Here is a 24203-nt window from a genome sequence, read left to right on the forward strand (position 1 = left end):
GGCCGTAAGTTTGATTAGAGCTACACGATTACTACTGACTCTGTAATTCATTTTACAGTGGCTTTTTTTGTGTTGGAAGTATTTCCAGCCTAAAAACCCACCATCAATCCACTTATTATGATGCTCAGTTTAGCCAAGTCTAAAGAGTGTCATGTTCAACAAGCACGCTATCATCCATGCCCGCATTAAGCAGTTTTACTTAAGAAACCACACGCAAGAACAGTGGCAAGTGGTGGCTAATGCCCCGCATTTGTTTAACCGTGTTTGGCGGCAAATGTTGAAGATACCTGTAAATGATATGCCGCCACCAGCGGCTAGCAGGTAAGCGGCTATGACTACTGATGTTAACTTACGCATAAAGCTAACTGACGGCGCATCGCGTCCGCTGGGGGAGCTGGAGCGCAAGGCGCGGGAAATTCAGCAGCGCATGTTGGCAGAGTCGCGCCGTGTTGCTGAAGAAGCCGCCCGCGCCTCACAGCAAAGCAATGAACGTATCCGCAGTGGCTTTTCACAGCTAGAGCAACAAACCCGTGCCATTCAACAACGCATTGCGGCAGATGCCCGCCGTGCCGCCGAAGAACAAATCCGCGCCGCCCGCCAAACCCAAGACGCGCATATCCGCGCTTACCAGCAAATCAATGATGCTCGTGAGCGGTTGAGTGTGCGCTCCCATGCACAAATCCGCGAAGACATTAGCCGTACCCAAGCTGCTTACCGCACTTTATCAGCTAACGGCATTCTGTCGTTCCGTGAGCAACAACAAGCCGCTGAACACATGCGGGCCACTGTGCGTAATTTAACGAATGAGATGGGGCATTTGACCGCTGAGCAACGTCGATACCAGGCATTGCAATTGGGTGCAGGCGGAGTGGGCAGCTTGGCGGGTGGTACGGTCGGCTTGGGTATGGCGATGCGTACACCTGTGGGCAATGCTTTAACCTTTGATCAGCGTATAGCTTATCTTGCTAATACGGCTTTCCCTGAAATGGATACTAAAGGCCGTCAGATAGGTGCTAGAGAGCTTGAGAAACAAGTGCATCATGCCGTTGCCGTAGGTGGTAGTACGCCTGACCGTGTAACGTCGTTACTTGAGGAAATCATTGGTGGTGGTGTTTTAACCAAGCAGCAAGCACTTGCCACTTTGCCATCACTCACTAAGACCATGACAGCCAACAATGCCGATCCGGTAGATGTTGCCGCTTTGGTGAATAAGCTTTACGGCAATGGTGTTGTCCGTGATGAAAACGGCTTAGCTAGAGCCATGAATATGATCGTATCTGCCGGACAAGCGGGTGGGTTTGAGTTCAAAGATTTGGCAAAGTATCTGCCCGAACAAATTGGCATTGGTAAATCAGCGGGTTTAACTGGCTTGCTTGGCTTGCAAAAAATTCTTGTGATGAACGAGGCTGCTGTAATGACAGCAGGAACGCGCGATATTGCAGGCCGTAACGTTTTTAATTTGCTATCAAAAGTAACATCAAGCGACACGGCTAAAGATTTCGAGCGTATGGGGCGTGGTGACTTAGGTGCTTATATGATGCAGCAACGTGCCAAGGGTATTGATGCTGTTACCGTTTGGCAAAATATTATTGAGCAAGAATTAAACAAAGACCCACAGCTGCAAAAACTAAAAGCTCAGCTTGCCAATACGTCTGATAAGGCTGAGCAACGCAATTTAATTGAGGGTATCTCTGAGTTGGCGAAGGGTAATGTTATCGTCAATTACTTTCAAGATATGCAAGCCAAGAATGCTTTGCTGGCTTATCAAAATACTGAGCTGGTTAATCGAGCCAATAGCATAATTGCTAAAAATGATCGCGCCACCGGCGGCGCATCTGACCGGAATTTTGATCCAATTGCAAAAACCAACGCATACAAACTGAATGCAGCTGGTCAGTTTTTTGAAGAACAACAAAAGCACTTGCTGGATAAAGTCACGCCAAAAGTTGGTGCTGCTTCTGATGCCGCTGTTGAATGGGGCAAGCGGCATCCTGTTGCTGCCCAAGCTGCTTCGGCAGCACCGTGGGCGGCTGGCGGTATTGCAGGCGCGGCGGGCGGCTGGTGGGCTTTAAATCGCTTACTACCCAATGCAGCGGGTATACCCAATTTATCTGCACAAATTGCCCCGATCGCAGCAAGGACATCATTGCTGGTTACGCAGCTATCTGCCAGCACTTCGGCGTTACTAAGCCGCGCCCCTGCTTTAGCCCGTGCGGCTGGTGGGGCGGTCGCACCTTATGCGCCTGTTGTTGCCCGTGCAGTAGCTGTGCCTGGCGCAGCTTATACAGGCTATCAAGTTGGGGGCTTTATTAATGATGGCTTAAGCAAGGTTTTATCATCACTGGCAGGCCATGAAACCAGCTTAGGCAGTGCCATTTATGACTTGATGCACTATCAACCCAAACCCGTCGAAGTTAATACCAACGCCCAACTGACCGTCACCCTATCACCTGGCTTAATCCCTGTCGGCAAAGCCACTGCCTCCTCAAGTTCTGCACCTGGTAAAAACAACAGCAGCATTAACACGGGCAATATTTGGGATGGTGCGCCATGAGTTGGCAGGAACGTTTAAGCACCGCCTCATTCCGTGGCATGTCTTTCTTAACGGAAAGCCACGATGCTAAGTTAGGCCGCCGCTTGGTGGTGCATGAATTCCCCGGCTCAGATACGCCTCTGCTGGAAGATTTGGGCGCTAAGGCGGCGGAACTGCGCGTGAATGCCTATTTTATCGGTGCTGATTACGACCTTTATCGCGATAAATTTTTGTACTTGCTACAACAGCCAGGCGCGGCTTGGTTAAACCATCCTTGGTTGGGTTTGCTAGAGGTTCGCGCTAAAGAGTGGTCGCTATCAGAAAGTAACGACAAGGGTGGTTATTGCACCATTGGTATTGATTTTGTACCAGCAGGCATGGAGATTGCCGAGCCGACCATTGATTTAGTCGATAGCGCCGTTAAAAAGTTTGAGCTATTGGAAGATGCCGCCGAAGAGACTTTTAGCTTATCTAAAATGGGCAGCGATGCGGTTAATGGCTTTATTGCCGAAGTATCCAGCAAGCTGGATTATTTGCGTGATGTTATCTCTATTGCTCGCTTGCCTTTAACGTGGGCGCAACAAATCACTGGGCAAATTCAAGGCATTAAAGGCGATTTTAACGAGTTGATGGCTTTGCCTAGCCAATATGTATCAGCCTTGCGTGGCTTAACCACCAGCATTTTTGGTGCGGATATTGAGATTAGTGATGCAGATCGCCCGCGCGTTGTGGCGTTATTAAGCCAACTGGCAAGCCGTTACCCGATTAATGCCAATCTTTTAGTAAAAAATGTGCCGGCAACATCGGCGCTGGAATTGCCGATTAATCTTGAAAAAGACAAAGCCCTGCAAGCGGTGTTTTTAGTATCTGCCGCTGGTAAGCTGGCTTTGGCGGATTACACCGATGCCAAGGCGCGTGATACCTCGCTTGCAGCGGTTTTAGCGGCGATTGATTTTATGGTACCGCAATTGCCAGACGCGGTTTTTCAAGCTGCTTTGGCAGCCCGCGTGGCCTTACTGGATGCTTTAAACGCGCAAGTGCTTGATATAACGCAAACGGTGGAGGTGTTTGAATTTATGCCCGCCACGGTATTAGCGCACCGTTTTGAGCTTGATGAAACGGTGTTTAATGCCATGAATGACGTAACACACCCTTTGTTTGTTGAGGGGGTGGTTTATGGTTGAGTTGCGCTTTGATGGCAAACGCTATGGTTATTGGCAAAGCGTGCAGATCAGCGCCAGTGTTGATGACCTCTGTGCGTCTGTGAACTTGGCGGTAATGAGTTTTGAGCAAGGCATCGGTATTTTGCCGCTGTCTGAAAACACCGTTGTTGAAGTCTTGGTGGATGGTGAGCTGGCGGCGACGGTGCGCGTTGATAAAGTACGGCGCAAAGTAACGGCAACCAGCCACGCCATCAGCATACAAGCCCGTAGCTTAGGCCGTGAGTTGGTGGATTGCCAATACTCTGCCACGCTATCAAACTTAAAATTATCCGAGATTGTAAACAGGCTTTGTACGCTGTTTAAAGTGCCTTTAAAGATACTTGCAGACACGGCTTTAGTGCCTGATTTTGCCATGCAATGTGAAGCCCCCGCCAATGCGCTGATTAATGCCGCCCGTGCGAGTAACTTACTACTTTATCCATCCCCTGATGGTGGCCTGATTTTGTCAGAGCCAACCGCCGACGCCCCAGTTGCCACTTTAATTTATGGCGAAAACTTACTGAGCTATGACGTGATTGATGAATACAAAATCCGTTTTAGCGAGTATGTCGTTAAGGGTTACGACCACGAATCTAGCCAATCAACCAAGGCATCAGTAATAGACGATGCTTTTGATTATTTCCGCCCGATGCACATGATTGCTGATAAGCAAGGCCAAGGCGTGGGCGGCTGCGATCGGCGGGCGGAGTTGGAACGCAACCGCCGCAAAGCACGGGCGCATAGCTTAGAGCTGGAGGTGCAAGGCTGGCGGCATGATGCGGGCTTGTGGGCCATCAATACCCAAGTGCGCGTAGTAATACAGCCCGAAGGTATCGATGCGGTGTTTTTGATTGGCGACCGTAGTTTTAGTTTGGACGATAAAGGCGGCAGCATCACTACTTTGCAAGTGATGGATAGACAAGCGTTTGTGGGTGAGAAAGTCACTAAGGGCAAGGCTTCAGCCGTTAGTAAAAAAGCAAAGAAGAAAGGTAATGGGCGGCGTAAAAAGCCTAAGACTGTTATTAATCCGGGGGAGTAATGGAAAGCAACAACGTTATTCAATTTCCTTTGGATAGATTGAAATCACGACAAATTACTTTGGATGCTGCACCTATTGGAAGAAATCCAAAGCCATGCCGGCATGACCATTTTTTAGTTGATGAAGAATTGGCAGAGGCAGAGTGTGCAGATTGCGGCGCTAAATTAAACCCTATGTTTGTGCTTATAAAGCTTGCGAGAAAGGAATCAAGGCTACAGCAAAGGCTTGAAGAATTTAACTCAATGTCGGCTGAGCTTGATAAGCGCAAACGTTGTAAGTGCCAGCATTGCGGAAAAATGACAAACATTAGGGGTATTTGATGGTTAAGCATATCTGGTCGCGGGTGCAGTTGATGATAATCAAGGGGGCTTTAACCTTAATCAACGGCAATAAAGCACAAGCCAAAGGCTTAGAGGATGAAGTCTTGGGCAACATCCAATTGATTACCCCTGCCGGATTTGCCCATGCACCGACGAATGGCAGCCAAGCGGTGATGCTTTTCCCAGCTGGCGACCGTTCTTACGGTATCGCTGTTGTAGTCGGTGATAGCCGTTACACGCTGGAGCTGGCAGAGGGTGGCGTGGGTTTGCATGACCCTAGCGGTAGCTTTGTACGCTTAAATAATGATGGTGGCATTACCCTAAAACCTAGCGCTGGAATGGTAACGGTTGAAGGTGGTTTACATGCAACGGGCGAAATTAGCCAAGGTGGATAAATGAATTTAGGAACGGCACTTGTATGGATATTACTTAGTTTTGCGGATGGTGAGACATCTACAAAATTGGAAACATTCCCCACTGAAAAAGAATGCAATCGGGTTTTAAATTTAATTCATGAGGAATACCCTGGGAAACGATTGATGTGTGTAAATACAACTATTGTTGTCAATGTGTTGAAGTGACATGTTGAAATTAATCGAAGTTGAAACGGGATTATTTGACCTGGTGTTTGATGTTAATGCCAGTAATGATGCTCAAACGGCATTTACTACCTTCGTTTATGCCGTGCTTTTTACCGATGCCGAAGCCAGTTCTCTACAACAGCCAGACCGTAGCCAACGCCGTGGTTGGTGGTTTGATCCCGCAGCCGGATCATTAATATGGTGGTATCGCCAACAGCCGTTAAGCCAAGAGGTGCGGCGGGCAACCATTGATAACATTACCACGGCGCTATTAAGCCATCCTGCCTTAACTGATGTTGTCGTTTTGGATATTAGCCCGGCTGGAAGTGTTTCCAGCCTATTTGTCAGTATTGCTGCTACTTACAATAACCTCAAATCCCTTGTTACCGTGCAGTTATGAGCAACTACAACCGCCCTAGTTTTGCTGAGTTAAATACCCGTATCAATGCCGATTTGGCTTTGATTCCTGCGGTATTGGCAGAGCCATTGGCGGCAATGTGGTCGCGGGCTTGCCATAGCCAACATGGGTATTTGGATTGGATAGCGGCGCAGTGTTCGCCGTTAACCTGTGATCTTGAGCATCTTTATGATTGGGCGTTGCTTTACAAGACTGATCGCTTAACTGCCGTGGCAGCACAAGGCACGGTTTTAGCCACGGGCAGCGCAGGTTATACGGTGTTGTCGGGATCATTATTGCGTGCAGCTAATGGCTTTGATTATCAGGTGCTATCTGCCGTTACTCTAGGCACATCTGCCACAGCAATAACTGTACGCTGCACCACCACGGGCAAGTCTACTAATGTGCTTGCCGGACAATCTTTAACACTGATTGACCCGCTGATTGGCGTTAACAACCAAATGACGGTTGGCGTGTTGGGTTTAACGGGTGGTGCAGATGATGAAGACGTTGATGCTTGGCGTTTGCGGGTAGTCGATGAGTGGCAGACGGCGGTTGTTTACGGCGGTCGTAGTGGCAAGGTAGCGGACTATAAAGCATGGGCAAAAGCGGCGCACCCTTCTATAACGGGGGCTTTAGTGCAACCTCATGCCTTGGGTGTGGGTACTGTTTTAGTGAGGCCGATCTGCGGTGGTTTGGCTGATCGTTTGCCGACTGAATCAATCCTTTTGGCGGTTGCCGACTATTTACCAAGTGTTGTGCCTGCTGTCGCAGATTACCGTGTGGCCACACCCATTTTGCGAGTTATTGATATTGATATTGCATTGGGCGCATCGGCTGATTCTGCTGATAACCGCGCTGCAATCACCACTGTTATTGATGCGTTGATACAAAGTAAAGCTACAGAGCTGAATACTTTGTTGGTGACAGAGATTGATGAGGCTGTGTTATCAGTCACCAGTGATTATGTCAGAGTTGCCCCTGGCGCTACTGTTACAGCGTTGGCGGGTGAGGTGTTTGTAGGCAATTTGGTGTTCAGTTAATGATAGCCCATGCAGCCGGTGATTATGCTCACTCGTTAAAGGCTTTACTGCCATTGGGTCAAGCATGGGAGTGGCCTGATGTCGGTTTGGGCGCTGATTTATTGTTGGGTACAGCTCAAGAATTAGCGCGTGTTGATGATGCCGCGTTAATTGTATTGGCTGATGCTATTGATTTACATCAACCGGGGCAAATCAGCTATTTGCTAAGTGACTATCAACAAGTGGCTGATTCGGCTTTGCAGATCATTGAGCGCAAACCAGCTTCGATAGGGTGTGGTATGGGTTATAGGTTGTGGAGCAATACAGCACCACAATCAGTAACGCCCACCCCCGGTGTTGTACTTGACGATGACTTTCAACCTTTTGTTGTGGGTAATGTTATTGGCACTCAGTTATGGTCAGGCCGTTGCCGATATTACTTGCGTGTAGCTTTCGACCGATCTTTGATTGATGCTTTTTCTTTGCTTGAGGCTTTACGTGTGTTTAAGCAAGCGCATGTTTTTCTATTTGTGGTTGATACCCCTAATTTGACGGATTGATTTTATGCACAGAACATCAGCACCCGGACATGTCGATAATCATTTTGTTTCTGAAAATATTGAAACAGGACAATCGCCGACGCAGATTACTCCCGACTGGATGAATTCCGTTCAAGAGGAGATTTGTGGGGTTATTCAAGCCGCCGACATCGCTTTAGATGCTGAAAATGATGGGCAATTAGCATTAGCAATTAGTTTGCTCATTAATCAAAAAATAGCGGTGGTTGTTAATGTGAATGAGCCTTTAGGGACTAAGAAGTTTGTTGGGTCTTTATCGGGTCTAGCATCTTGTTGGGAGGTCTGTGATGGTCGTGATTATTTGGATGATGAGGGTTTAACACAAACGACCCCTGACTTGCGTGACCGTTTTTTAATGGGTGGCCCTGGGATAATTGCCGAAACAATTGGTGAATTTTATGGCAGTAATAATGCGGTAGTTCCGAGTCATTCTCACGGAATACCAAGTCGTGCGCCTGATACGGTTGACTATGGAATTCAACATGATGGCACAAGTGAGGATGACCGTGGGGTATTAAATGATCTGCTGGGTGAATCGGGGAACACGGGTGTCGATGGCGAGGGTAAGAATATACCCGCCTCATACGCACAAATCATCGTCATGAAAGCCCGTTTGTATGTGCCATGATTGATTTTGCTTTAAAACAAGGCGGAAAGTTTCAACTGCCTTATCAGTTTTGTGATGACCGTGGGGTTGGTCAGTCCTTGGAGGGGATTACATTAACTTCTCAGTTACGTGGCGCTAAGGGCAATTTAATCGCTACTTTAGATGTTATTGTTGTCGATGAATTGTTGGGCTTGTATTTGATTGATTATCCCCATAGCACTTTGGATTGGCCTGATGGCAAATGTTATTTTGACATCAAAGAGTCAGCTGCTAGTTATGGACCGTTGCTTACTGATACCTTTTCTTTGCTGATCGAGAGGGCGGAGACGCGGTTATGAGTATCCACAAATTGCTTTTTCCGTTTAATTCGGCGGTCAGACTGATAGGTGGCCTGAATGCCGCGCAATCAATTATCAGAGAGCCTGGCCCCGCTGGAAAAAGTGCTTATCAATCCGCCATTGATTTAGGACTTTTTGAAGGTACAGAAGCGGACTGGGTTTTATCTTTGCAAGCCGATAAATCATTTGCATGGCATCAATCAATCGCTTCTTACGTTTGGACAGTTCCGCATAATCTTGGCAAGTTTCCAGCTGTTATGGTTCTTGATTCAGTGGGTAATATGATTATGTCGGATGTTTATTTTGTTGATGAAAACGTTGTGCGAATCACCCATGCAATCGCCTTGTCGGGCTATGTTTATTGTAATTAGTAGGAGGATAGATGAAGGCGACTAATGTTCTTGATATGAGTGGTTTGAAGATTGTTGGTTTAGCTGATGCAACCAGCGCTCAGGAAGCTGTCACTAAAGCTCAGCTCGATGCAGCGATACAAGGCTACAAGTGGAAAGACCCCGGTGCTAGGGTTGCAACAACATCAAATATTTCATTAAGCGGCTTACAGACTATTGATGGTGTTGCTGTTGCATTAGGCGATTACGTTTTAGTTAAAAATCAAAGCAGCCAGCAGGATAATGGCTTGTATGTTGCAAGCTCTGGCGGTTGGTCAAGATCGCCCAATTTTGATTTGTCAGCGGAAATTATTGGTTCAGCTGTTTTTGTTAGCGAAGGTGTGACACAAGGCAACACTGCTTGGTTGATGACAACAGATGCACCTATTGTTATGGGTACAACCGATTTAGTTTTTACGCAGTTTGGTGGCGGTTCAAGTTATTCGGCAGGCTTGGGCATAATTATTAATAGTGGTGTCATAGAAATTGATACCTCTATTACTGCGCGAAAAGTCGCGGCGACAATCGGTGACGGTGTAAGTACAACGATTACTGTCACGCACAATTTAGGCACTAGGGATGTGGTGGTGTCGATTTATGAGGCATCTACTTACACCGGTGTTTTAGCGGATTGGGTGGCTAATGGTGTTAATACGGTTCAGATAACTTTTGCTAATGCACCGACTGTTGGTCAATATCGCATTAGCGTAATGGGCTAAGTTTATGAGACACCTTGGTTTATTTTCAGGCTTTTCCGATTTGGTTACACGTGGCTTGGTCATTGGCAAGGAGTATATTTACATAGATGCACCGGCTATGTTTGATGGGTCTGTAACAGCTACTTATTCATCTTCTACAGGCACCTATGATTTTAGCTCTACAATCGCTCAGGACATTACTTTCCGCCATTGCTTACCCAGAGCTTGGGATGCAGGCCTTTTAAGTTTTAAAGCAATATTTTCTTTGCCATCCTCAAGTTCTGGTGGTGTTGTTTGGGGGTTAGCGGTTGCTAGCATGAGTGATGGTGATTCATCTAATCCTTCTTATGGTACGCGTGTAAACGTTTCTAAAAATGTTGCGTTTGCAGATGTTGTTTATATGACGAACGAAAGCTCAGGTGTGGTTGTTGGTAATTCTGCATCTAAAGGTGATCTATTAACCTTTAATTTACAAAGAGTCGTTTCGGATTCAGCAGATACGGTTTCTGTTGATGCTAGATTGATTGGTTTGCTGATTTATTGCACGATGGATGCGGGTACGGATGCGTAATTATAGGTATAGATCTTATGATCGCCGCCATTCAGCATGGAAAAAAGTTTTTGGCCCTAAAGATTTTTCTGCATGTTGTATAAGTGGTGATAAGTCAACTATTTATGCAACAGAAGTTACTGGTTATATTTATAAATCTTTATACCCATTTACAACATGGGATCCACTTACATCAGCTGGAATTCAGTCATGGAAAGATATTAAGTGTTCATTGGATGGATCTGTCATTTTAGCCGTTTCTAATTCAATTAACGTATCTACTAATTCAGGTGATACTTGGACGGAATCTTTTAAGTTTAAGGCATGGAAGCAATGCGACGTTACACGTGACGGTTCTAAAATGGTTGCATTTACTGGATCTTCTACTGAAAAGTGTTTTAAATCTACTAATTTTGGTGCTAGTTTTTCTGCATCTGGTATTAGTGGTATGAGCCCAGTAGCTGGGTGTTTATCTGATGATGGGGCAGTTATTTATGCAGCTAATGGCAATGGTGGTATCTATAAAACAATAAATGGTGGGGTTGGGTGGGGGGTGTTATCTACTTTCCCTGTTAATTCATGGGTTGTAATGGACTGCAACTCTACTGGTCAAAATGTTTTTGCTGCGTCTTCAACTGCAAGTACCTTAGGTTATATTTATGCGTCTGCTGATGGTGGTCTTGATGTCAATCGGTTTACAGATAGTCCTCAGCACATAAGAAAAGGTATCGCGTGTTCGTACACAGGCGTTGAAGTTATCACTGCAACGAATACAAATAATCCTATAGAGGTACAAGTATCAAAAAATACTGGTTTGGATTTTTCAGGGGTTTTTTCGTATCAAGGTTCTTTGTCTTTTAATGATGTCGGGTGTTCTGAAGATTTTAAAGTTTTGGTTGCTGTTTCGTCTGGTACAACGCAAGGTTTCGTTTTCGTTAAATATTAGTTTTATCCTATTTCTATAATTTATTTGTTGTTTATTGGGTGTCTTATTTTATCCTTTAAAATATCCTATTTCTTAAGTTCGTGAACTCTTGGGCAAGCAGCTGCACATCCCCTTGGCTTTACAGTTGTGCGTACGCCAACGCGACACACCCCACCAAACCGAATTGTCCGCCAAACAGCGGCGCAAAAATATGCACAATGCGTTTGCCGTACAAAAACCCTTAAACGGCGAGACGGTTGCGATTGTTGATGATGTGATGACAACCGGATCGACCGTCAACGAACTGGCAAAGGCGTTAAAGCAGGCCGGGGCGGGGCGTGTGGTGGTTTGGGTTTGTGCGCGGGCTTAGTGATGGCTTGTCAAGGCTTGCTCAAGCAAGGTACAAACCCTAGCCAATGCACCGCGATTGCTTTGTAAAAACATTTTGCCCTGATCGACCATCTGCAAGCGCAGCCCGTCCTGTTGGTAAAGGCGGTTGACCGCTTCGGCAATGTCAGTATCTGTTTGGCATTGCAGAGCCGCTTGCGCTTGTAGTGCGCCGTGGGCTATATCTTTAAAGTTGTTCATGAACGGCCCGAACAGCACCGGCACGCCCACCGCCAACGCCTCCAAAATATTATGCCCGCCTTTCGGCACCAAACTGCCGCCCACCAATGCCACATCACAAGCAGCATAGAGCATTTTCAACTCGCCCATGGTGTCCGCCAGATAGACATCGGTTGCGGCGGTGCAAGCCTGGTTGGCGGTGCGCAATACGATGTTTAGACTTTGCTGTTCGGTGATTTTTTTAACGTCGGGAAAACGTTCGGGGTGTCGCGGCACCAGTACCAGCAATAAATGGGGAATTTGAGCTTTGATGCGTTGGTAAACCTGAAGCAAAAGCAATTCTTCATCGGCATGGGTGCTGGCGCACAGCCACACGAAGCGGCCTGCAAACGTTTGCGCTTTCAGTTGCTGGCCTTGTTGGATTTGTTGGGGCGGAATGTCGATGTCGAATTTGATATTGCCCAGGCTTTGCACTTTGTCTGGCCTGGCGCCGATGCGGATATAGCGCTGGGCATCATCGTGGGTTTGTGCGGCAATCATTTGCACTTGTGCCAAGGCGGGCATCACTAAAGCCGGTAATTTTTGGTAGCCACGCGCGGATTTTTCGGACAAGCGGGCGTTGATGATAAAAAGCGGAATGCCGCGCCGACCGCAGGCGGCAAATAAATTAGGCCAAATTTCGGTTTCGACAACCACCGCCAATGTCGGCTTAAAATGCGTTAGAAAGCGCGCAACCCCATCGGGCAAGTCATAAGGCAAATACACATGCGAGACCGCTTCGCCCATCACGGCTTTAACGCGGGCGGAACCTGTCGGTGTGGTGGTAGTGACTAGCAGCCGCAAGTCGGGTTGATGCTGTTGCAATTGCCGCAGTAAAGGAAACAGGGCTTCGGCTTCACCAACTGAGACGGCATGAAACCAAATATCGGTTTTTACGGTTGTTTGCGGGAAAATCGCCAAGCGTTCCGACCAGCGTTGTCGGTAAGCGGGGGCTTTTAGGCTACGCCAGAGCAGGCGCAATAAGATAACGGGCAATAACAGGTACAGCAGGGCGGAATAGAAGGTTCGCATCAAGCGTAGCCTGCGGTTGTTAATGCGGGGAAAAGCAAAACCAGCAAACGGGGCGGCAGAGCCGTCCAATTTGCCGGTTTCTAAGCCAATTAAGCTTCGGCTACCACTTTGATGCTGATCGTGGCAACAACATCGGTATGCAACGATACGTCGATGTCGAAATCGCCCAGATGGCGGATGGCACCATTTGGCAAACGGATTTCGTGTTTTTCAACAGCAACGCCAGCAGCGGTGATGGCATCGGCAATGTTGTGTGTGCCGATAGAACCAAACAATCGGCCTTCGTCGCCCGCTTTATGGGCAATGCTGATGGCCAATTTAGCCAAGGCGGTAGCGCGGGCTTTAGCGGCATCCAATTTTTCCAACGCGATTTTTTCCAATTCGGCGCGGCGGGCTTCAAATTCAGCCACTTTAGTTGCTGTCGCAGGAACAGCTTTGCCTTTTGGGATCAGAAAATTTCTGCCATAACCTGGACGGATGGTAACTTTGTCGCCCAAATTGCCCAAGTTTGCAATTTTTTCAAGAAGAATGACTTCCATTTTAAATACCTCTGTTCGGCACGCAGCCGATATATTTCGCCAACAGGCGTTAGATTGTGGATTTTTTAGTTCGTAAATTCAGCCAAGCATCGGCTAAGCCAATCAATGCGACAGGCAATGCGGTGTAAGGCACGAGCAACATGGTCAAGTAAAACATCGGTACGCTAAATCGGGCGAGCTTTTGGCCGGCAAACCAGCCATGGGCTACAGATGAGCCAATAAAGGTGTACAACACAAACAGCAAGATGGCGATGTTCCAAAGGACTTCGGAGAAGACCCCAGAACTCAACCAAGCAACGGCAATGATCGCCAAGCTGCCCAACGCCATACGCGGCGGCGTGCTTAACGACAAAAATTCTTGCCCAAAACCACCGGGATTGTACAAATTAGCTTGCCACCAGCGGCCTAAAAATAAGCCGAACAACAAGCTGAATACCGAGCCAGCCGCCACCATACCGGTCATGTAATGCGCCATCATGGCAATATTTTGCTGGATAGGCATCAACTGGTCTTGCGGCAAAGGGCTGTTAGCCGCCGCCATACCTAAAACTTGCGTCAGGATGGCAACCCACATATTGGCAACATCACCAACAAACACATAAGTGCCTATCACACCGACCACGCCAAGCATCACGGCAATTTCAACCGCCAATGACAAATGCCGGCCTTCGCGCAAAACAATGGAAATCAGCCACACCGGCAACCAGAGCAGCGCGCCATACAGTAAAGCGAACTGAAAATTGCCCAACAGCAAAAAGCCCAACACTGCCGAAGCAATTGCCGAGCAAAGCAACACATACAAGCCTTCCAGCGCGCCACGGCGCAGCGTCACCAATGCGACCGAAGCCGAACTAACGATACTGACAGGTGTAATAATTAGCGACAACATAGCTAGGGATGAAGCCACAATCATGGCTTGCATCCTGTTTTTCATAATGAATGCCGCTAAAAAGTTCATAACTGCCTGTTTTTATTTGTGTGCGTCGCAATAAGGCAACAAGGCGATAAAGCGGGCGCGTTTGATCGCCACGCATAAAGCGCGTTGGTTTTTCGCGCTGGTGCCAGTGATGCGGCTAGGTACGATCTTACCGGTTTCGGTAATGTAATCGCTTAACAAATCGAGGTCTTTATAATCGATTTGGCTGCCGCCTTCTGAACCGACGCGGCTTAATTTTTTACGTTTAATGTTACGTGCCATAGTCTTTCTCTATCCTAGTCTGTAGAAGATTTATTCAGGGATGACGTTGTTGACATCAAAATCTTCGTCGATGCCGTCCAAATCAATATCGTCTTCAAGTTCTGCGGCAGCGGCAGCCAAGGCTTCTTTTGCGGCAGCGTCTTTCGCTTTGGCTTCAGCCATTTTGTTTTCTTCGGCTGTAGAAGTGGCGATGGCAGAAACTTCGGTGACAGCTTCTTTTTGCAACAAAGTCATGCTGCGCAAAATGGCATCGTTAAAGCGGAAACCGCTTTCCAATTCTGCCAAAGTGGCTTGGTCACATTCAATGTTCATCAACACATAATGGGCTTTGTGCAATTTTTTGATCGGGTAAGCCAAATGGCGGCGGCCCCAATCTTCCAGACGGTGGATTTTACCGGCTGCACCTTCGATAGTTGATTTGTAACGCTCGATCATGCCAGGCACTTGCGCGCTTTGGTCAGGATGGACTAAAAAGACAATTTCGTAATGTCGCATTGTTTTTCCTTACGGGTTAAGCCTTCCCGCCAATTTTTTATTATGGGCAGGGTAAAGCAAGGAGGGTTTATAGAACCGCGCATTATAAGGACTTTTTTAGTTATTGAAAAGAACTATAAATTTAATGGCTTATAAAATTTATCGCCGCTTGGCTGTTGGGCTTTAAATTATTTGGCACCGCTCCTGGCGTTGCAGATAGCGCTAAGCCGCCAACAAGGAAAACCGTCGCCAGCCGCCGCGATCAACAAGTTGGAGATGGCTATAAAAACCGTGCAAAGCGTTGAATGTCGGCAGGAATCGGCCCACCCAGCAACAACGCATCGGCAAAACGCTGGCAATACCAAGGAATTTGCACACTGCCTTTCGCGCCAAAACCGTTGAACACCGCCAGTTGCGGGTATTGCGGATGCAGGCCCACAAACGGTTGCTTATCTAAAGTGCACGGGCGGATATTGGCCTGATGTTTAATAACAGAAGCTTGCGCCAAGCCACCGGTCATTTGCTGCCAAACTGCCAATAATTGCGCTTGGCCTTGCGTGGTGGCTTGGGCGTCCAGATTTTCCCTATCAAACGTCGCGCCGATGCGAATGTGTCGTGGGTTAAGCGGAACCAGCCAATGTCCATTATTAATGATGGCATCAGGTAAATCGGCCTGATGCTGCAAGCTTAAAATCTCGCCTTTGACCGCTTGCAACGGCAAGCTGCGAAACCACGGATTATTGGCCAAACGGTAGCCTTCGCAAAAAATGATCTGTTTGGCGGTGATGTTTTGCCAACGCAAGACAGGTCCCAAGCGGATTGCGCCGTAGTCGAATTCGGCCTGCTGATAACAGCCACGGGCAATAAAAAATTCGCGTAAGCAATTTAACAAAGACAAGGTCGCCAAATAGCCGGTTTGCTTTTGTTCCACATAACCGAATGGCGTGGCAAGCTGGCGATGGCTATCTGGTTTGATGGCTTGCAAATAAGCTTGATAAGCCGAGTCTTGCTGGCGTTTTTGGCAATTTTGGGCTTCTTGCTGGCTTTGAAAAATGCGCAGCATGGGTTTTTCGATAAAAAAAGCTTGCCCGAAAAACGCCGCCAAGTCGGCGTAATAGCTAATGGCGGCAGGCAACAATTGCTCGATGTCGGTAGTTTTGACAAAGCGCATACCAGTAATCGGGTTGATTAATCCAGCGGCGATTTGCGAGGCATTTTCCAAGCCGTTATCAACAATGATAACCTTGCAACCACGGCGCAGCAGCTGCCACGCCAGCAAACTGCCCGCCAAACCTTGACCGACGATGAGATAGTCCGTTTGCATCTATCGGCAAAACGACAAAAACATGCCTTTGTTCGCAGTTACGGCTTTGCCGACAAACGCTGTTGCCATACCGCCAGTTTCGCTTTCAATTCGTCGCTATCCAAGGTGGTCAATTGCCGTTTGTTGAGCAAGCGTTTGCCCGCCACCCACACATCGGTCACTTGCTGGCGGTTGGCGGCGTAAACAATTTGCGAGATGGGATCAAACAGCGGCTGGGTTTCCAGTTCCGACAAGTCAATGGCAATCACGTCGGCGGCTTTGCCTATCGTCAACGAACCGATTTCATCCGCCAAACCCAAGGCTTTCGCGCCGTTGAGGGTCGCCATGCGCAGCGCCGTCATCGCCGGTACGGCACTGGCGTCGCTGGCGACTGCTTTGGCAAGCAACGCCGCCGTGCGCATTTCGCCCAGCATATCCAAATCGTTATTGCTGGCGGCACCGTCCGTGCCTAAAGCCACATTGATGCCCGCCGCCAGGCATTGCGCAACAGGGCAAAAACCGCTGGCGAGTTTCAGGTTGGATTCTGGACAATGCACGATATGCGCACCTTGCTCGGCAACCAAGGCGATTTCGTCAGCCGTCAATTGCGTCATGTGTACGGCGATAAACGCGGGCGACAACAAGCCTAACTCGTGCAAACGTTGCAGCGGGCGTTTGCCGGATTGTTGCTGGGCGCTGTCGACTTCGAAGGCCGTTTCGTGGACGTGCATATTAATTGGAATATCCAGCTCGTCGGCGTAGGTGCGGATTTTTTGCAGCGGTTCGTCCGATACCGTGTACGGCGCATGAGGAGCAAAGCTGGTGCGGACCAGTGGTTGCTGGCGCAATTCGTCATGTAAGGCCAAGCCTTTGTTAATGTAGGCATCGCCGCTTTCCGCCCAAACACTGGGAAAGTCGATGACGACAAAACCTACGCAAGCACGGATGCCATGCTGCACGGCCTGTTGCGCGGTAATGTCGGGGAAAAAATACATGTCGTTAAAACAGGTGGTGCCGCCGCGCAGCATTTCGGCAATCGCCAAGTCCGTGCCGTCTTTGACAAAGGCTTCGCTGACCCATTTTTGCTCCAAAGGCCAGATATGGTTTTGCAGCCAATCCATCAGCGGCAAATCGTCGGCAATGCCGCGCAGCAGGCTCATCGCCGCGTGGGTATGGCAATTGACCAAACCTGGCAACAGCGCATGGTCGGGCAAGTGTTCGGTATGTTTGGCTTGATAGTGTGCCGTTGCTTCACTGCTGGGCAGCAGGTCGATTATTCTGCCGTTATTGATGACAAGGGCATGGTGGTCGTAGGTTACGGATGCCGGTTCAACGGGTATAATCCAACGGGCGTGGATGACGGTATCGACGGTTTGCATGGCTGCCTCTGTGCTAAGTTGGATATTTTGTGCCTTCCCTCACCGCCAGCCCCTTTTCTAAGAAAACTGCCAATGCCGTGGATTGACACGATTTAGCCTGCAATTATAACTTTTTACTCTTGGATATTGATAACAATGACCCAGCAAAACCCATTGTCCGTGCAAGCCCTGCAATGGACGGGCGATTCTTTAAAAGTATTGGACCAACGGCAATTGCCGGACACCATCGCTTACGATGACTACCAAGATGCCGCTGGCGTGTTTGATGCCATCGTCACCATGCGCGTACGCGGCGCACCGGCGATTGGCATTGCCGCCGCTTATGGCGTGGTTTTGTCGGCACAGCAACATCTTGCCGCCGACCCCCAACATTGGCAAGCCAAGGTACGCACCGACATTGACAAGCTGGCGCAATCGCGCCCGACCGCCGTCAATTTATTTTGGGCTTTGGAACGCATGAAAGCCTTGCTGGCGCAGCCTTTGGAAAATCCGCTTGCCGAACTGACCGCCTGCGCCGAACACATCCACGCCGATGACATTGCCGCCAACCGTCTGATGGGCGAAGTGGGGGCGGACTTATTGCAAGGCGCAAAAGGTGTGCTGACCCATTGCAATACCGGCGCGCTGGCAACGGGCGGCTATGGAACGGCGTTAGGTGTCATCCGCAGCGCGTATCGGCGCAAACCACTCAGCGTCTTTGCCGGCGAAACCCGCCCATGGCTGCAAGGCGCAAGGTTAACGGTTTGGGAGTTGGCGCAAGACAACATTCCCGCCACGCTGATTGCCGATTCGGCAGCGGCCTGGCTGATGCAAACCGGTGCCATCGACTGGATTATTGTCGGTGCCGACCGCATCGCCGCCAATGGCGACACTGCCAACAAAATCGGCACTTACTCACTGGCAGTGTTGGCAAAACACCACGGCGTTAATTTTATGGTGGTCGCCCCAACGTCAACGATAGACTTCACTATCGACAGCGGCAAACAAATCGCCATTGAAGAACGCAACGCCAGCGAATTGCTACCCGCAGCGTATTTAAAAGGTGGCTCTATCGTGAGTGCTTGGAATCCGGTGTTTGACGTGACACCCGCGTCGCTCATTACTGCCATCGTCACCGAACGGGGCATTGTGTTAAATCCTGCCGAACAAGGCGTGAGAGGCTTATCATGATTTTCAACAAAAAAGGCAATAATCCGCTGCTGGCGGCAGGCTTTCTATTTAAAGGCTTGCATTGGTTAAGCAAACCGGAATTGCGGGCGTATATTTTGATTCCCGTGCTGATTAATTTGGCCCTGTACAGCACGGTGCTGGTGCTAGGCTATTACTATGTCAACGAACTGATCGCCCGCTTTATCCCCGATTGGCTGCAATGGTTAGATTGGCTGCTGTGGCCGTTGTTTTTCATCGGCTTTTTTATCGCCGGTTTTTTCACGTTTACCCTGTTAGCCAACCTGATAGCCGCACCGTTCTACGGCAAACTGGCCTTAAAAACCCAAGCCTTGCTCAACGGCGATACGGCAGACATCATCGAACCGCCGCTGATGCAAATGCTCAATGCCGAACTCAAACGCACAGCGTATTTCATCACCCGCGCTTTGCCGCTGTTGGTATTGTCGGTTATTCCTGGATTAAATTTACTCGCACCGTTTGTGTGGGGATTGTTTGGCGCATGGGGCATGGCATTGGAATACTTCGCCTATCCGTTGGAAAACCAAGGCGTATTGTTTGAAGAACAAAAACAACTCGCCAAAAGTGTACGGCTAGGCGCACTCAGCTTTGGCGGCGTAGCTGCGTTTGGCTCCAGCCTGCCGTTTGTGAATATTATCGTTGCACCAGCTGCGGTGATTGGCGCGACGATGTATGTGCATGAGTTGAACAAGGTGGCTGATTAGAGCAATCTAAAAACAGCTGCTGGGCAGGCAGTGCAGGATGGTTATAGCGGTTGGTTTTGTGGGATCGCTAAAACCATCTATGCAGTAGGGTACATATTGCGTATCTTTTGAAATGCCGAAATATTAGTCCGTTTTCAATAGGTACGCGGTGCGTTCCCTACAGTTTTAACTTTTATTTCTTAGCAATGGCATTCCAAGCCGCCAGCCAGCATTGTGATTGGTAGGCGTCGGCTTTTTTGTCGAGATCACCGCTCAGCACCAGCTTTAAGGTTTGGTTGATGATGCCGAAGAAGTAACCGAACACCAGCATGGCGTCGATGCTGCGGATTTCGCCAGCGCGGATACCGGCTTGGATGATTTTGTTGATTTTGATGAACGGCGGGGTTTCCAGCAGGGGTTTTTCGTCGGGCAGGAATTCGTTGAGCTTTAACACCAATAAGAACTGCATGACATAAGGGGCTTCGTCGGTCAGTTTAAACAGCAAATCGACAATGCCGCGCAGCTGTTCCGAGGGTTTTTGGTTGCGCCGCCTGATGTCGTCGATGGAGATGTTCAGGCTGTCGATGATGTTGGCGTAAAGCTTTGCCGCAATCATTTGTTTGCTTTTAAAATGTTGGTAGAGGGTGCTGGTGGTTTTTATGCCCGCAGCTTCGGCGATGTCCAGTAAGGAAGTGTTGAAATAGCCTTTTTGGGCAAACAGTTTTAATGCCGCCAGCAGTATTTCATCTTGGGTTTCAGCTTTACTGTGTAAATTATCTTTTTCTTGATCCATGTTATCGTTTAACAGCCAATTCATGGGCTGTATCAGTTAATTGTTATTAAAATCATCAGCTTAAAAAGCTAGGATTTGCATACCGCTAGGCTGTCGGGTTTCTGCCCAAAGCGGCTTTTAAGTAATTGACCATCGACCATAAAGTCAGCGCCGCTGCCACATAAAGCAGCACCATACCAATGGTGTTGACGGGAATGCCGTATAAATCTTCACGGTATAGCAATAGGCCAATGGACAACATTTGTGCGGCGGTTTTCCATTTTGCCAATTGCGATACTTTAACTTTTGCCCGCTGGCCGACTTCTGCCATCCATTCCCTCAGCGAGGCGATGGTGATTTCGCGACCAATAATAATGGCGGCAGGAATCGCCAAATAGGGTGTAGCCTGTTGCTGGACGATCAGCACCAGCACGCAAGCAACCATAAGTTTGTCGGCAACGGGATCCAAAAACGCGCCAAATGGCGTTTCCATCTTCATTTTGCGCGCCAAGTAACCGTCCAACCAATCAGTGAAGCCCGCCAATACAAAAATCAGCGTGCACAGGACATTGGAATACGCCCACGGCAGATAGAAAGCCACTGTCAGCAAAGGGATCAGGGCAATTCTAAGCAGGGTGATGTTGGTTGGTAAATTAAATTCAATACTCATCATGATGATGAAAGTGTTCGTAAATCCGTTGCGCCAATTGCTTGCTGATGCCGTCGATATTGCCCAGTGCATCCACACCGGCATTTACGATACCTTGCAAACCGCCAAACTGTTTCAATAAAAGTTGCCGCCGCTTGGCGCCCAATCCGTCTATGCTTTCCAATACCGATTGCTGCTTGGCTTTGCCGCGCCGCTGCCGGTGTCCGGTGATGGCAAAACGGTGGGCTTCGTCGCGGATGTGTTGGATTAATAACAACCCGCTTGCGCCTGGCGAAAAATCTATTGGCTGTTCCTGATCGACCAAAATGAGTTTTTCCATGCCGGGTTTGCGATCAGGGCCTTTGGAAACTCCTACTATCATAACATTGTTTATCGCTAATTCCTCTAGTGCCTTTTGCGCTTGATTGACTTGGCCTTTGCCGCCGTCGATAAACAAAATGTCAGGGGCTTCGTGTTCGCCTTGTTTCAAACGTTTGAAACGCCGCAAGACGGCTTGGTGGATAGCCGCATAATCATCTCCACCGGTTATGCCTTCGATATTAAAACGCCGGTAGGATGACTTGACGGGGCCTTCGCGGTCGAACACCACGCACGAAGCCACGGTTTGTTCACCTTGGGTGTGGCTGATGTCAAAACACTCCAAGCGTTTGGGCAATTCGCTGCAACCCAGCTCTTCTTGCAGGCTTAAAAATCTGCCGTACAACCCTTGTTTGTCGGCGAGCTTGCTGAGCAGGGAGTTTTCGGCATTGGTGCAGGCCATTTGCAGCCATTTTTGCCGCTCGCCCCGCACTTTGGCACTGATGGCGACATTATGTTTGGCTTGCTCTGCCAACACTTGCATCAGTAATTCGGCTTGTGCCGGCGCATGGCTGACGATCAGTTCGCCCGGAATGGGCTTGCCTAAATAGTATTGTGGGATAAACGCCTCGACAATCTCTTCGGGTGTTTGTTCGTGGCTGATTTTAGGGAAGAAAATTTTATTGCCTAAATGTTGCCCGTTGCGGATGAAGAACACTTGGATGCAGGCCACGTTCAGCTTGCTGACACAGGCAATAATATCGACATTGCCTTTTTCGCCGTGGATAAAATAGCGTTCCAATACCGAACGCAGGCGCGCGATTTGGTCACGGTAGGCGGCGGCTTGTTCAAACTCCAAGTGGCTGCTGGCCTGTTCCATGCGCGCAATCAGCTGCTCCACCAACAAGCCGCCGTGGCCTTCCAAAAACATCACCGTGCTATCGACATCTTGGGCATAATCGGCGCTGCTGACCAACTCCACACAAGGGCCGGTGCAACGTTTGATTTGGTATTGCAAGCAAGGTCGGGTGCGGTTGTTGTAAACGGTATCGTCACACTGGCGGATAGGAAACAGCTTTTGCAAAAGCTTTAAGCTTTCCTTGGCTGCCAGCGCGTTTGGATAAGGGCCAAAGTAGCGACCGCGCTTTTTTTTGGCGCCACGGTGCAAAGTAATTTGCGGAAAAGGATGCTCACTAGACAGAAAGATGTACGGAAACGATTTGTCGTCGCGCAGCAGGATGTTGTAATGCGGCTTGTGGCGTTTGATGAGCTGGCATTCCAGCAGTAAGGCTTCGCCTTCGGTGTGGGTGACAGTGACTTCAATATGGCTGACTTTAGCCACCATCGCCTGTTGTTTGGGGGCTGCGTTTTGGCTTCTAAAATAACTGGAAACACGGTTTTTTAAATTCTTGGCCTTTCCGATGTAAATGATTTCATCGTGCTCGTCGAACATTTTATAAATGCCCGGACGCGTGGTCAGATTTTTTAAAAATGTTTTAACGTCAAAACCTTGTTGGGAAACATCGTTTTGATCTTCTTGTTCTGTCATCTTTCGCCGCGTTTTGGTTTGTCTGAAGCTTGCTTTATAAAATTAACCTTCCGTTGTTGAGCCTTCCAGCACGTTGATTGTCAACACACCCGGCTATTTTATGTTTACTGAATCCGTTGGCGACAAACTCATTCACGACATTGAATTAGTGCCACGTTCCGAGAAATAAACAACAAACCGCCAAACCGGAAGGGGCGCTTTGCCCCTTCCATTCTGCACCCGCTCAACAGCAAACGCAATTACGTCCCTGTTGCTTGGCTTCATACAGTTTGACATCTGCCGAATCAATGAGGGATTTTACCGTTGACCCCCTGTGGTTCACCTGCAAACCAATGGATACGGTGACACTGGGCAACAATCCACCATCGACGTGGAAAATTTTTGTTTCTGCTATGGTTTTACGAATTTTTTCCGCTATTTGCCTACCTTCGTTAAGCGAAGTATTAGGCAGCAAAACTAAAAATTCTTCACCGCCATAACGGATGGCAAAATCATTCGGGCGTATCGTCTCCATTAAAACCTTGGCAATAACCGCTAAAACTTGATCTCCAGAAGAATGCCCCATGGCGTCGTTATAGTTTTTAAAGCGGTCAATGTCCGCCAACAGCAAACAGAGCGGCTGGCGATTTTCGATGCCCTGTGCCAACAAGGGCTGCAGGGTATTATCCAGCCAGCGGCGATTGTATAAGCCTGTCAAAGCGTCAATGTTGGCATGGTTAGTCAACTCGCCAATAATGGATTTGTCGGTGACGATGCATTCTGTATTGGCTTTGATCCATCCGCTCAACAATTTGAGCATATTACGGGCAATGGGATTGCAATCCGATATCATCGTTTGGATAAAGTCGCGGTGAACCGGTAAAACATGGCAATTTTCTTTGGCGACCACAAAAGCCGATGGCCTCACTTGGTCAATAATTGACAGCTCCCCCACTGAAACGCCTTTTTCCAGCACCCTAATTTCCGGCGAATCTAAAGCCCCAAAATGCAAGGCCAACCTGCCGGAAATAAGCAAATAGACATGATGGTTGTCACGATCAGGAGACAACAACACCTCCCCTTCATCTAAGACCATCAAGCTTGTGTGTGCCAACACCCGATACAAAACCTCTTCAGGCGCATCAAAAAATAGCTCTGTCTGTGCCAACTGTTGAATATCAATATCCATGATGTTTTCCTAAGTGCGGGCAAATTGACGATGGTAAAGGCTGCTGGTTAAAGAAATAACTGGATTAATCAATATAAAGCCGGTTTTATAAAACCTTGTAGGCACATGGTAAATTTCGACTTAAATTCTTGCTATAGCGTTTTGATTCTAATAAAAAAACAGTAGG

At 48.4% G+C, this 24203-nt stretch carries 30 protein-coding genes; 19 read left to right on the forward strand and 11 right to left on the reverse strand.

The features are described 5' to 3' along the window. The first annotated feature begins 151 nt into the window (after nt 1–151). From ACYQ1O_RS03325 to ACYQ1O_RS03405, 17 genes are all read left to right on the forward strand, one after another. Nucleotides 152–325, forward strand: coding sequence for a hypothetical protein (locus ACYQ1O_RS03325; RefSeq protein WP_459990213.1), 174 nt, complete (start codon nt 152–154; stop codon nt 323–325). Nucleotides 326–331: 6 nt separating this feature from the next. Next, the gene (locus tag ACYQ1O_RS03330; protein ID WP_459990214.1) at nt 332–2554 is read left to right on the forward strand and encodes a phage tail tape measure protein; all 2223 of its coding nucleotides are present in this window, start codon (nt 332–334) and stop codon (nt 2552–2554) included. Next, a complete protein-coding gene (locus ACYQ1O_RS03335) occupies nt 2551–3717 on the forward strand; it encodes a DNA circularization N-terminal domain-containing protein (RefSeq protein WP_459990215.1) in 1167 nt (388 codons plus the stop codon). Before ACYQ1O_RS03330 ends, ACYQ1O_RS03335 begins: the two co-directional genes overlap by 4 nt. After that, nucleotides 3710–4774 carry a phage baseplate assembly protein gene (locus ACYQ1O_RS03340; RefSeq protein WP_459990216.1) on the forward strand — a complete coding sequence of 355 codons (1065 nt, stop codon included), beginning with the start codon at nt 3710–3712 and terminating at the stop codon, nt 4772–4774. Before ACYQ1O_RS03335 ends, ACYQ1O_RS03340 begins: the two co-directional genes overlap by 8 nt. Beyond that, nucleotides 4774–5094 carry a hypothetical protein gene (locus ACYQ1O_RS03345; RefSeq protein ID WP_459990217.1) on the forward strand — a complete coding sequence of 107 codons (321 nt, stop codon included), beginning with the start codon at nt 4774–4776 and terminating at the stop codon, nt 5092–5094. Before ACYQ1O_RS03340 ends, ACYQ1O_RS03345 begins: the two co-directional genes overlap by 1 nt. Then, nucleotides 5094–5489: a phage baseplate assembly protein domain-containing protein gene (locus ACYQ1O_RS03350; protein WP_459990218.1), complete on the forward strand. Its 396-nt coding sequence runs from the start codon at nt 5094–5096 to the stop codon at nt 5487–5489. Before ACYQ1O_RS03345 ends, ACYQ1O_RS03350 begins: the two co-directional genes overlap by 1 nt. Continuing rightward, entirely contained in the window at nt 5490–5675 is a 186-nt protein-coding gene (locus ACYQ1O_RS03355) for a hypothetical protein (RefSeq protein ID WP_459990219.1), read from the forward strand. Nucleotide 5676: 1 nt separating this feature from the next. After that, nucleotides 5677–6075, forward strand: coding sequence for a phage GP46 family protein (locus tag ACYQ1O_RS03360; RefSeq protein ID WP_459990220.1), 399 nt, complete (start codon nt 5677–5679; stop codon nt 6073–6075). Further along, a complete protein-coding gene (locus ACYQ1O_RS03365) occupies nt 6072–7115 on the forward strand; it encodes a baseplate J/gp47 family protein (protein WP_459990221.1) in 1044 nt (347 codons plus the stop codon). Before ACYQ1O_RS03360 ends, ACYQ1O_RS03365 begins: the two co-directional genes overlap by 4 nt. Then, on the forward strand, nt 7115–7654 hold the full coding sequence (locus ACYQ1O_RS03370; protein WP_459990222.1) for a hypothetical protein: 540 nt from the start codon (nt 7115–7117) through the stop codon (nt 7652–7654). The genes ACYQ1O_RS03365 and ACYQ1O_RS03370 overlap by 1 nt, the downstream gene beginning before the upstream one ends. A 4-nt stretch (nt 7655–7658) precedes the next feature. Continuing rightward, a complete protein-coding gene (locus ACYQ1O_RS03375) occupies nt 7659–8300 on the forward strand; it encodes a hypothetical protein (protein WP_459990223.1) in 642 nt (213 codons plus the stop codon). Then, nucleotides 8297–8617 carry a hypothetical protein gene (locus ACYQ1O_RS03380; RefSeq protein WP_459990224.1) on the forward strand — a complete coding sequence of 107 codons (321 nt, stop codon included), beginning with the start codon at nt 8297–8299 and terminating at the stop codon, nt 8615–8617. The genes ACYQ1O_RS03375 and ACYQ1O_RS03380 overlap by 4 nt, the downstream gene beginning before the upstream one ends. Continuing rightward, nucleotides 8614–8988 carry a hypothetical protein gene (locus ACYQ1O_RS03385; RefSeq protein ID WP_459990225.1) on the forward strand — a complete coding sequence of 125 codons (375 nt, stop codon included), beginning with the start codon at nt 8614–8616 and terminating at the stop codon, nt 8986–8988. Before ACYQ1O_RS03380 ends, ACYQ1O_RS03385 begins: the two co-directional genes overlap by 4 nt. A gap of 11 nt (nt 8989–8999) precedes the next feature. Next, complete coding sequence (locus ACYQ1O_RS03390) at nt 9000–9725, forward strand: hypothetical protein (protein ID WP_459990226.1); 726 nt, start codon at nt 9000–9002, stop codon at nt 9723–9725. A gap of 4 nt (nt 9726–9729) precedes the next feature. Beyond that, nucleotides 9730–10275, forward strand: coding sequence for a hypothetical protein (locus ACYQ1O_RS03395; RefSeq protein ID WP_459990227.1), 546 nt, complete (start codon nt 9730–9732; stop codon nt 10273–10275). After that, nucleotides 10268–11200, forward strand: coding sequence for a WD40/YVTN/BNR-like repeat-containing protein (locus ACYQ1O_RS03400; RefSeq protein WP_459990228.1), 933 nt, complete (start codon nt 10268–10270; stop codon nt 11198–11200). The genes ACYQ1O_RS03395 and ACYQ1O_RS03400 overlap by 8 nt, the downstream gene beginning before the upstream one ends. Nucleotides 11201–11288: 88 nt before the next feature. Beyond that, nucleotides 11289–11549: a ComF family protein gene (locus tag ACYQ1O_RS03405; RefSeq protein ID WP_459990229.1), complete on the forward strand. Its 261-nt coding sequence runs from the start codon at nt 11289–11291 to the stop codon at nt 11547–11549. On the opposite strand, the gene waaA is transcribed toward ACYQ1O_RS03405, so the two are convergent. The 7 genes from waaA to ACYQ1O_RS03440 all read right to left on the reverse strand — a co-directional run bounded on the left by waaA (nt 11546) and on the right by ACYQ1O_RS03440 (nt 17710). Further along, entirely contained in the window at nt 11546–12817 is a 1272-nt protein-coding gene (gene waaA, locus ACYQ1O_RS03410; RefSeq protein WP_459990230.1) for a lipid IV(A) 3-deoxy-D-manno-octulosonic acid transferase, read from the reverse strand. The genes ACYQ1O_RS03405 and waaA overlap by 4 nt on opposite strands. Before the next feature lie 89 nt (nt 12818–12906). Then, nucleotides 12907–13356, reverse strand: coding sequence for a 50S ribosomal protein L9 (gene rplI, locus ACYQ1O_RS03415; protein WP_459990231.1), 450 nt, complete (start codon nt 13354–13356; stop codon nt 12907–12909). Between the two features lie 49 nt (nt 13357–13405). Continuing rightward, the gene (locus ACYQ1O_RS03420) at nt 13406–14290 is read right to left on the reverse strand and encodes a hypothetical protein (RefSeq protein ID WP_459990232.1); all 885 of its coding nucleotides are present in this window, start codon (nt 14288–14290) and stop codon (nt 13406–13408) included. Between the two features lie 36 nt (nt 14291–14326). Further along, entirely contained in the window at nt 14327–14554 is a 228-nt protein-coding gene (gene rpsR / locus ACYQ1O_RS03425) for a 30S ribosomal protein S18 (RefSeq protein WP_459990233.1), read from the reverse strand. 30 nt (nt 14555–14584) lie between these two features. Next, nucleotides 14585–15049: a 30S ribosomal protein S6 gene (gene rpsF, locus ACYQ1O_RS03430; RefSeq protein ID WP_459990234.1), complete on the reverse strand. Its 465-nt coding sequence runs from the start codon at nt 15047–15049 to the stop codon at nt 14585–14587. 259 nt (nt 15050–15308) lie between these two features. Beyond that, nucleotides 15309–16352, reverse strand: a complete 1044-nt coding sequence (locus tag ACYQ1O_RS03435; RefSeq protein WP_459990235.1) for an NAD(P)/FAD-dependent oxidoreductase — start codon at nt 16350–16352, stop codon at nt 15309–15311. A 38-nt stretch (nt 16353–16390) separates the two neighbouring features. Continuing rightward, nucleotides 16391–17710, reverse strand: a complete 1320-nt coding sequence (locus tag ACYQ1O_RS03440) for a TRZ/ATZ family hydrolase (RefSeq protein ID WP_459990236.1) — start codon at nt 17708–17710, stop codon at nt 16391–16393. A gap of 135 nt (nt 17711–17845) precedes the next feature. On the opposite strand from ACYQ1O_RS03440, the gene mtnA reads away from it, so the two are divergent. Both mtnA and cysZ read left to right on the forward strand, forming a co-directional pair. Further along, a complete protein-coding gene (gene mtnA / locus ACYQ1O_RS03445) occupies nt 17846–18880 on the forward strand; it encodes an S-methyl-5-thioribose-1-phosphate isomerase (RefSeq protein ID WP_459990237.1) in 1035 nt (344 codons plus the stop codon). Next, a complete protein-coding gene (gene cysZ, locus ACYQ1O_RS03450; protein WP_459990238.1) occupies nt 18877–19602 on the forward strand; it encodes a sulfate transporter CysZ in 726 nt (241 codons plus the stop codon). The genes mtnA and cysZ overlap by 4 nt, the downstream gene beginning before the upstream one ends. A 172-nt stretch (nt 19603–19774) precedes the next feature. Here cysZ and ACYQ1O_RS03455 read toward each other — a convergent pair whose 3' ends face one another. The 4 genes from ACYQ1O_RS03455 to ACYQ1O_RS03470 all read right to left on the reverse strand — a co-directional run bounded on the left by ACYQ1O_RS03455 (nt 19775) and on the right by ACYQ1O_RS03470 (nt 24037). After that, the gene (locus ACYQ1O_RS03455) at nt 19775–20374 is read right to left on the reverse strand and encodes a TetR/AcrR family transcriptional regulator (RefSeq protein WP_459990629.1); all 600 of its coding nucleotides are present in this window, start codon (nt 20372–20374) and stop codon (nt 19775–19777) included. Nucleotides 20375–20459: 85 nt separating this feature from the next. Beyond that, a complete protein-coding gene (gene pgsA, locus ACYQ1O_RS03460; protein WP_459990630.1) occupies nt 20460–21023 on the reverse strand; it encodes a CDP-diacylglycerol--glycerol-3-phosphate 3-phosphatidyltransferase in 564 nt (187 codons plus the stop codon). Next, nucleotides 21013–22869, reverse strand: a complete 1857-nt coding sequence (uvrC, locus tag ACYQ1O_RS03465) for an excinuclease ABC subunit UvrC (protein WP_459990239.1) — start codon at nt 22867–22869, stop codon at nt 21013–21015. The genes pgsA and uvrC overlap by 11 nt, the downstream gene beginning before the upstream one ends. Before the next feature lie 223 nt (nt 22870–23092). Continuing rightward, complete coding sequence (locus ACYQ1O_RS03470) at nt 23093–24037, reverse strand: diguanylate cyclase domain-containing protein (RefSeq protein WP_459990240.1); 945 nt, start codon at nt 24035–24037, stop codon at nt 23093–23095. Between the last annotated feature and the right edge of the window lie 166 nt (nt 24038–24203).

The organism is Methylosoma difficile (assembly GCF_054657615.1).

Coding starts and splice junctions, on each gene's coding strand:
- ACYQ1O_RS03365 (WP_459990221.1), top strand. CDS start 6,072: ATGAGCAACTACAACCGCCCTAGTTTTGCTGAGTTAAATACCCGTATC.
- ACYQ1O_RS03330 (WP_459990214.1), top strand. CDS start 332: ATGACTACTGATGTTAACTTACGCATAAAGCTAACTGACGGCGCATCG.
- ACYQ1O_RS03420 (WP_459990232.1), bottom strand. CDS start 14,290: ATGAAAAACAGGATGCAAGCCATGATTGTGGCTTCATCCCTAGCTATG.
- ACYQ1O_RS03385 (WP_459990225.1), top strand. CDS start 8,614: ATGAGTATCCACAAATTGCTTTTTCCGTTTAATTCGGCGGTCAGACTG.
- ACYQ1O_RS03340 (WP_459990216.1), top strand. CDS start 3,710: ATGGTTGAGTTGCGCTTTGATGGCAAACGCTATGGTTATTGGCAAAGC.
- ACYQ1O_RS03375 (WP_459990223.1), top strand. CDS start 7,659: ATGCACAGAACATCAGCACCCGGACATGTCGATAATCATTTTGTTTCT.
- rplI (WP_459990231.1), bottom strand. CDS start 13,356: ATGGAAGTCATTCTTCTTGAAAAAATTGCAAACTTGGGCAATTTGGGC.
- mtnA (WP_459990237.1), top strand. CDS start 17,846: ATGACCCAGCAAAACCCATTGTCCGTGCAAGCCCTGCAATGGACGGGC.
- ACYQ1O_RS03470 (WP_459990240.1), bottom strand. CDS start 24,037: ATGGATATTGATATTCAACAGTTGGCACAGACAGAGCTATTTTTTGAT.
- rpsF (WP_459990234.1), bottom strand. CDS start 15,049: ATGCGACATTACGAAATTGTCTTTTTAGTCCATCCTGACCAAAGCGCG.
- ACYQ1O_RS03355 (WP_459990219.1), top strand. CDS start 5,490: ATGAATTTAGGAACGGCACTTGTATGGATATTACTTAGTTTTGCGGAT.
- ACYQ1O_RS03345 (WP_459990217.1), top strand. CDS start 4,774: ATGGAAAGCAACAACGTTATTCAATTTCCTTTGGATAGATTGAAATCA.
- ACYQ1O_RS03350 (WP_459990218.1), top strand. CDS start 5,094: ATGGTTAAGCATATCTGGTCGCGGGTGCAGTTGATGATAATCAAGGGG.
- ACYQ1O_RS03380 (WP_459990224.1), top strand. CDS start 8,297: ATGATTGATTTTGCTTTAAAACAAGGCGGAAAGTTTCAACTGCCTTAT.
- ACYQ1O_RS03435 (WP_459990235.1), bottom strand. CDS start 16,352: ATGCAAACGGACTATCTCATCGTCGGTCAAGGTTTGGCGGGCAGTTTG.
- ACYQ1O_RS03335 (WP_459990215.1), top strand. CDS start 2,551: ATGAGTTGGCAGGAACGTTTAAGCACCGCCTCATTCCGTGGCATGTCT.
- ACYQ1O_RS03325 (WP_459990213.1), top strand. CDS start 152: ATGTTCAACAAGCACGCTATCATCCATGCCCGCATTAAGCAGTTTTAC.
- uvrC (WP_459990239.1), bottom strand. CDS start 22,869: ATGACAGAACAAGAAGATCAAAACGATGTTTCCCAACAAGGTTTTGAC.
- ACYQ1O_RS03440 (WP_459990236.1), bottom strand. CDS start 17,710: ATGCAAACCGTCGATACCGTCATCCACGCCCGTTGGATTATACCCGTT.
- pgsA (WP_459990630.1), bottom strand. CDS start 21,023: ATGAGTATTGAATTTAATTTACCAACCAACATCACCCTGCTTAGAATT.
- ACYQ1O_RS03360 (WP_459990220.1), top strand. CDS start 5,677: ATGTTGAAATTAATCGAAGTTGAAACGGGATTATTTGACCTGGTGTTT.
- ACYQ1O_RS03400 (WP_459990228.1), top strand. CDS start 10,268: ATGCGTAATTATAGGTATAGATCTTATGATCGCCGCCATTCAGCATGG.
- ACYQ1O_RS03370 (WP_459990222.1), top strand. CDS start 7,115: ATGATAGCCCATGCAGCCGGTGATTATGCTCACTCGTTAAAGGCTTTA.
- ACYQ1O_RS03455 (WP_459990629.1), bottom strand. CDS start 20,374: ATGGATCAAGAAAAAGATAATTTACACAGTAAAGCTGAAACCCAAGAT.
- waaA (WP_459990230.1), bottom strand. CDS start 12,817: ATGCGAACCTTCTATTCCGCCCTGCTGTACCTGTTATTGCCCGTTATC.
- rpsR (WP_459990233.1), bottom strand. CDS start 14,554: ATGGCACGTAACATTAAACGTAAAAAATTAAGCCGCGTCGGTTCAGAA.
- ACYQ1O_RS03395 (WP_459990227.1), top strand. CDS start 9,730: ATGAGACACCTTGGTTTATTTTCAGGCTTTTCCGATTTGGTTACACGT.
- cysZ (WP_459990238.1), top strand. CDS start 18,877: ATGATTTTCAACAAAAAAGGCAATAATCCGCTGCTGGCGGCAGGCTTT.
- ACYQ1O_RS03390 (WP_459990226.1), top strand. CDS start 9,000: ATGAAGGCGACTAATGTTCTTGATATGAGTGGTTTGAAGATTGTTGGT.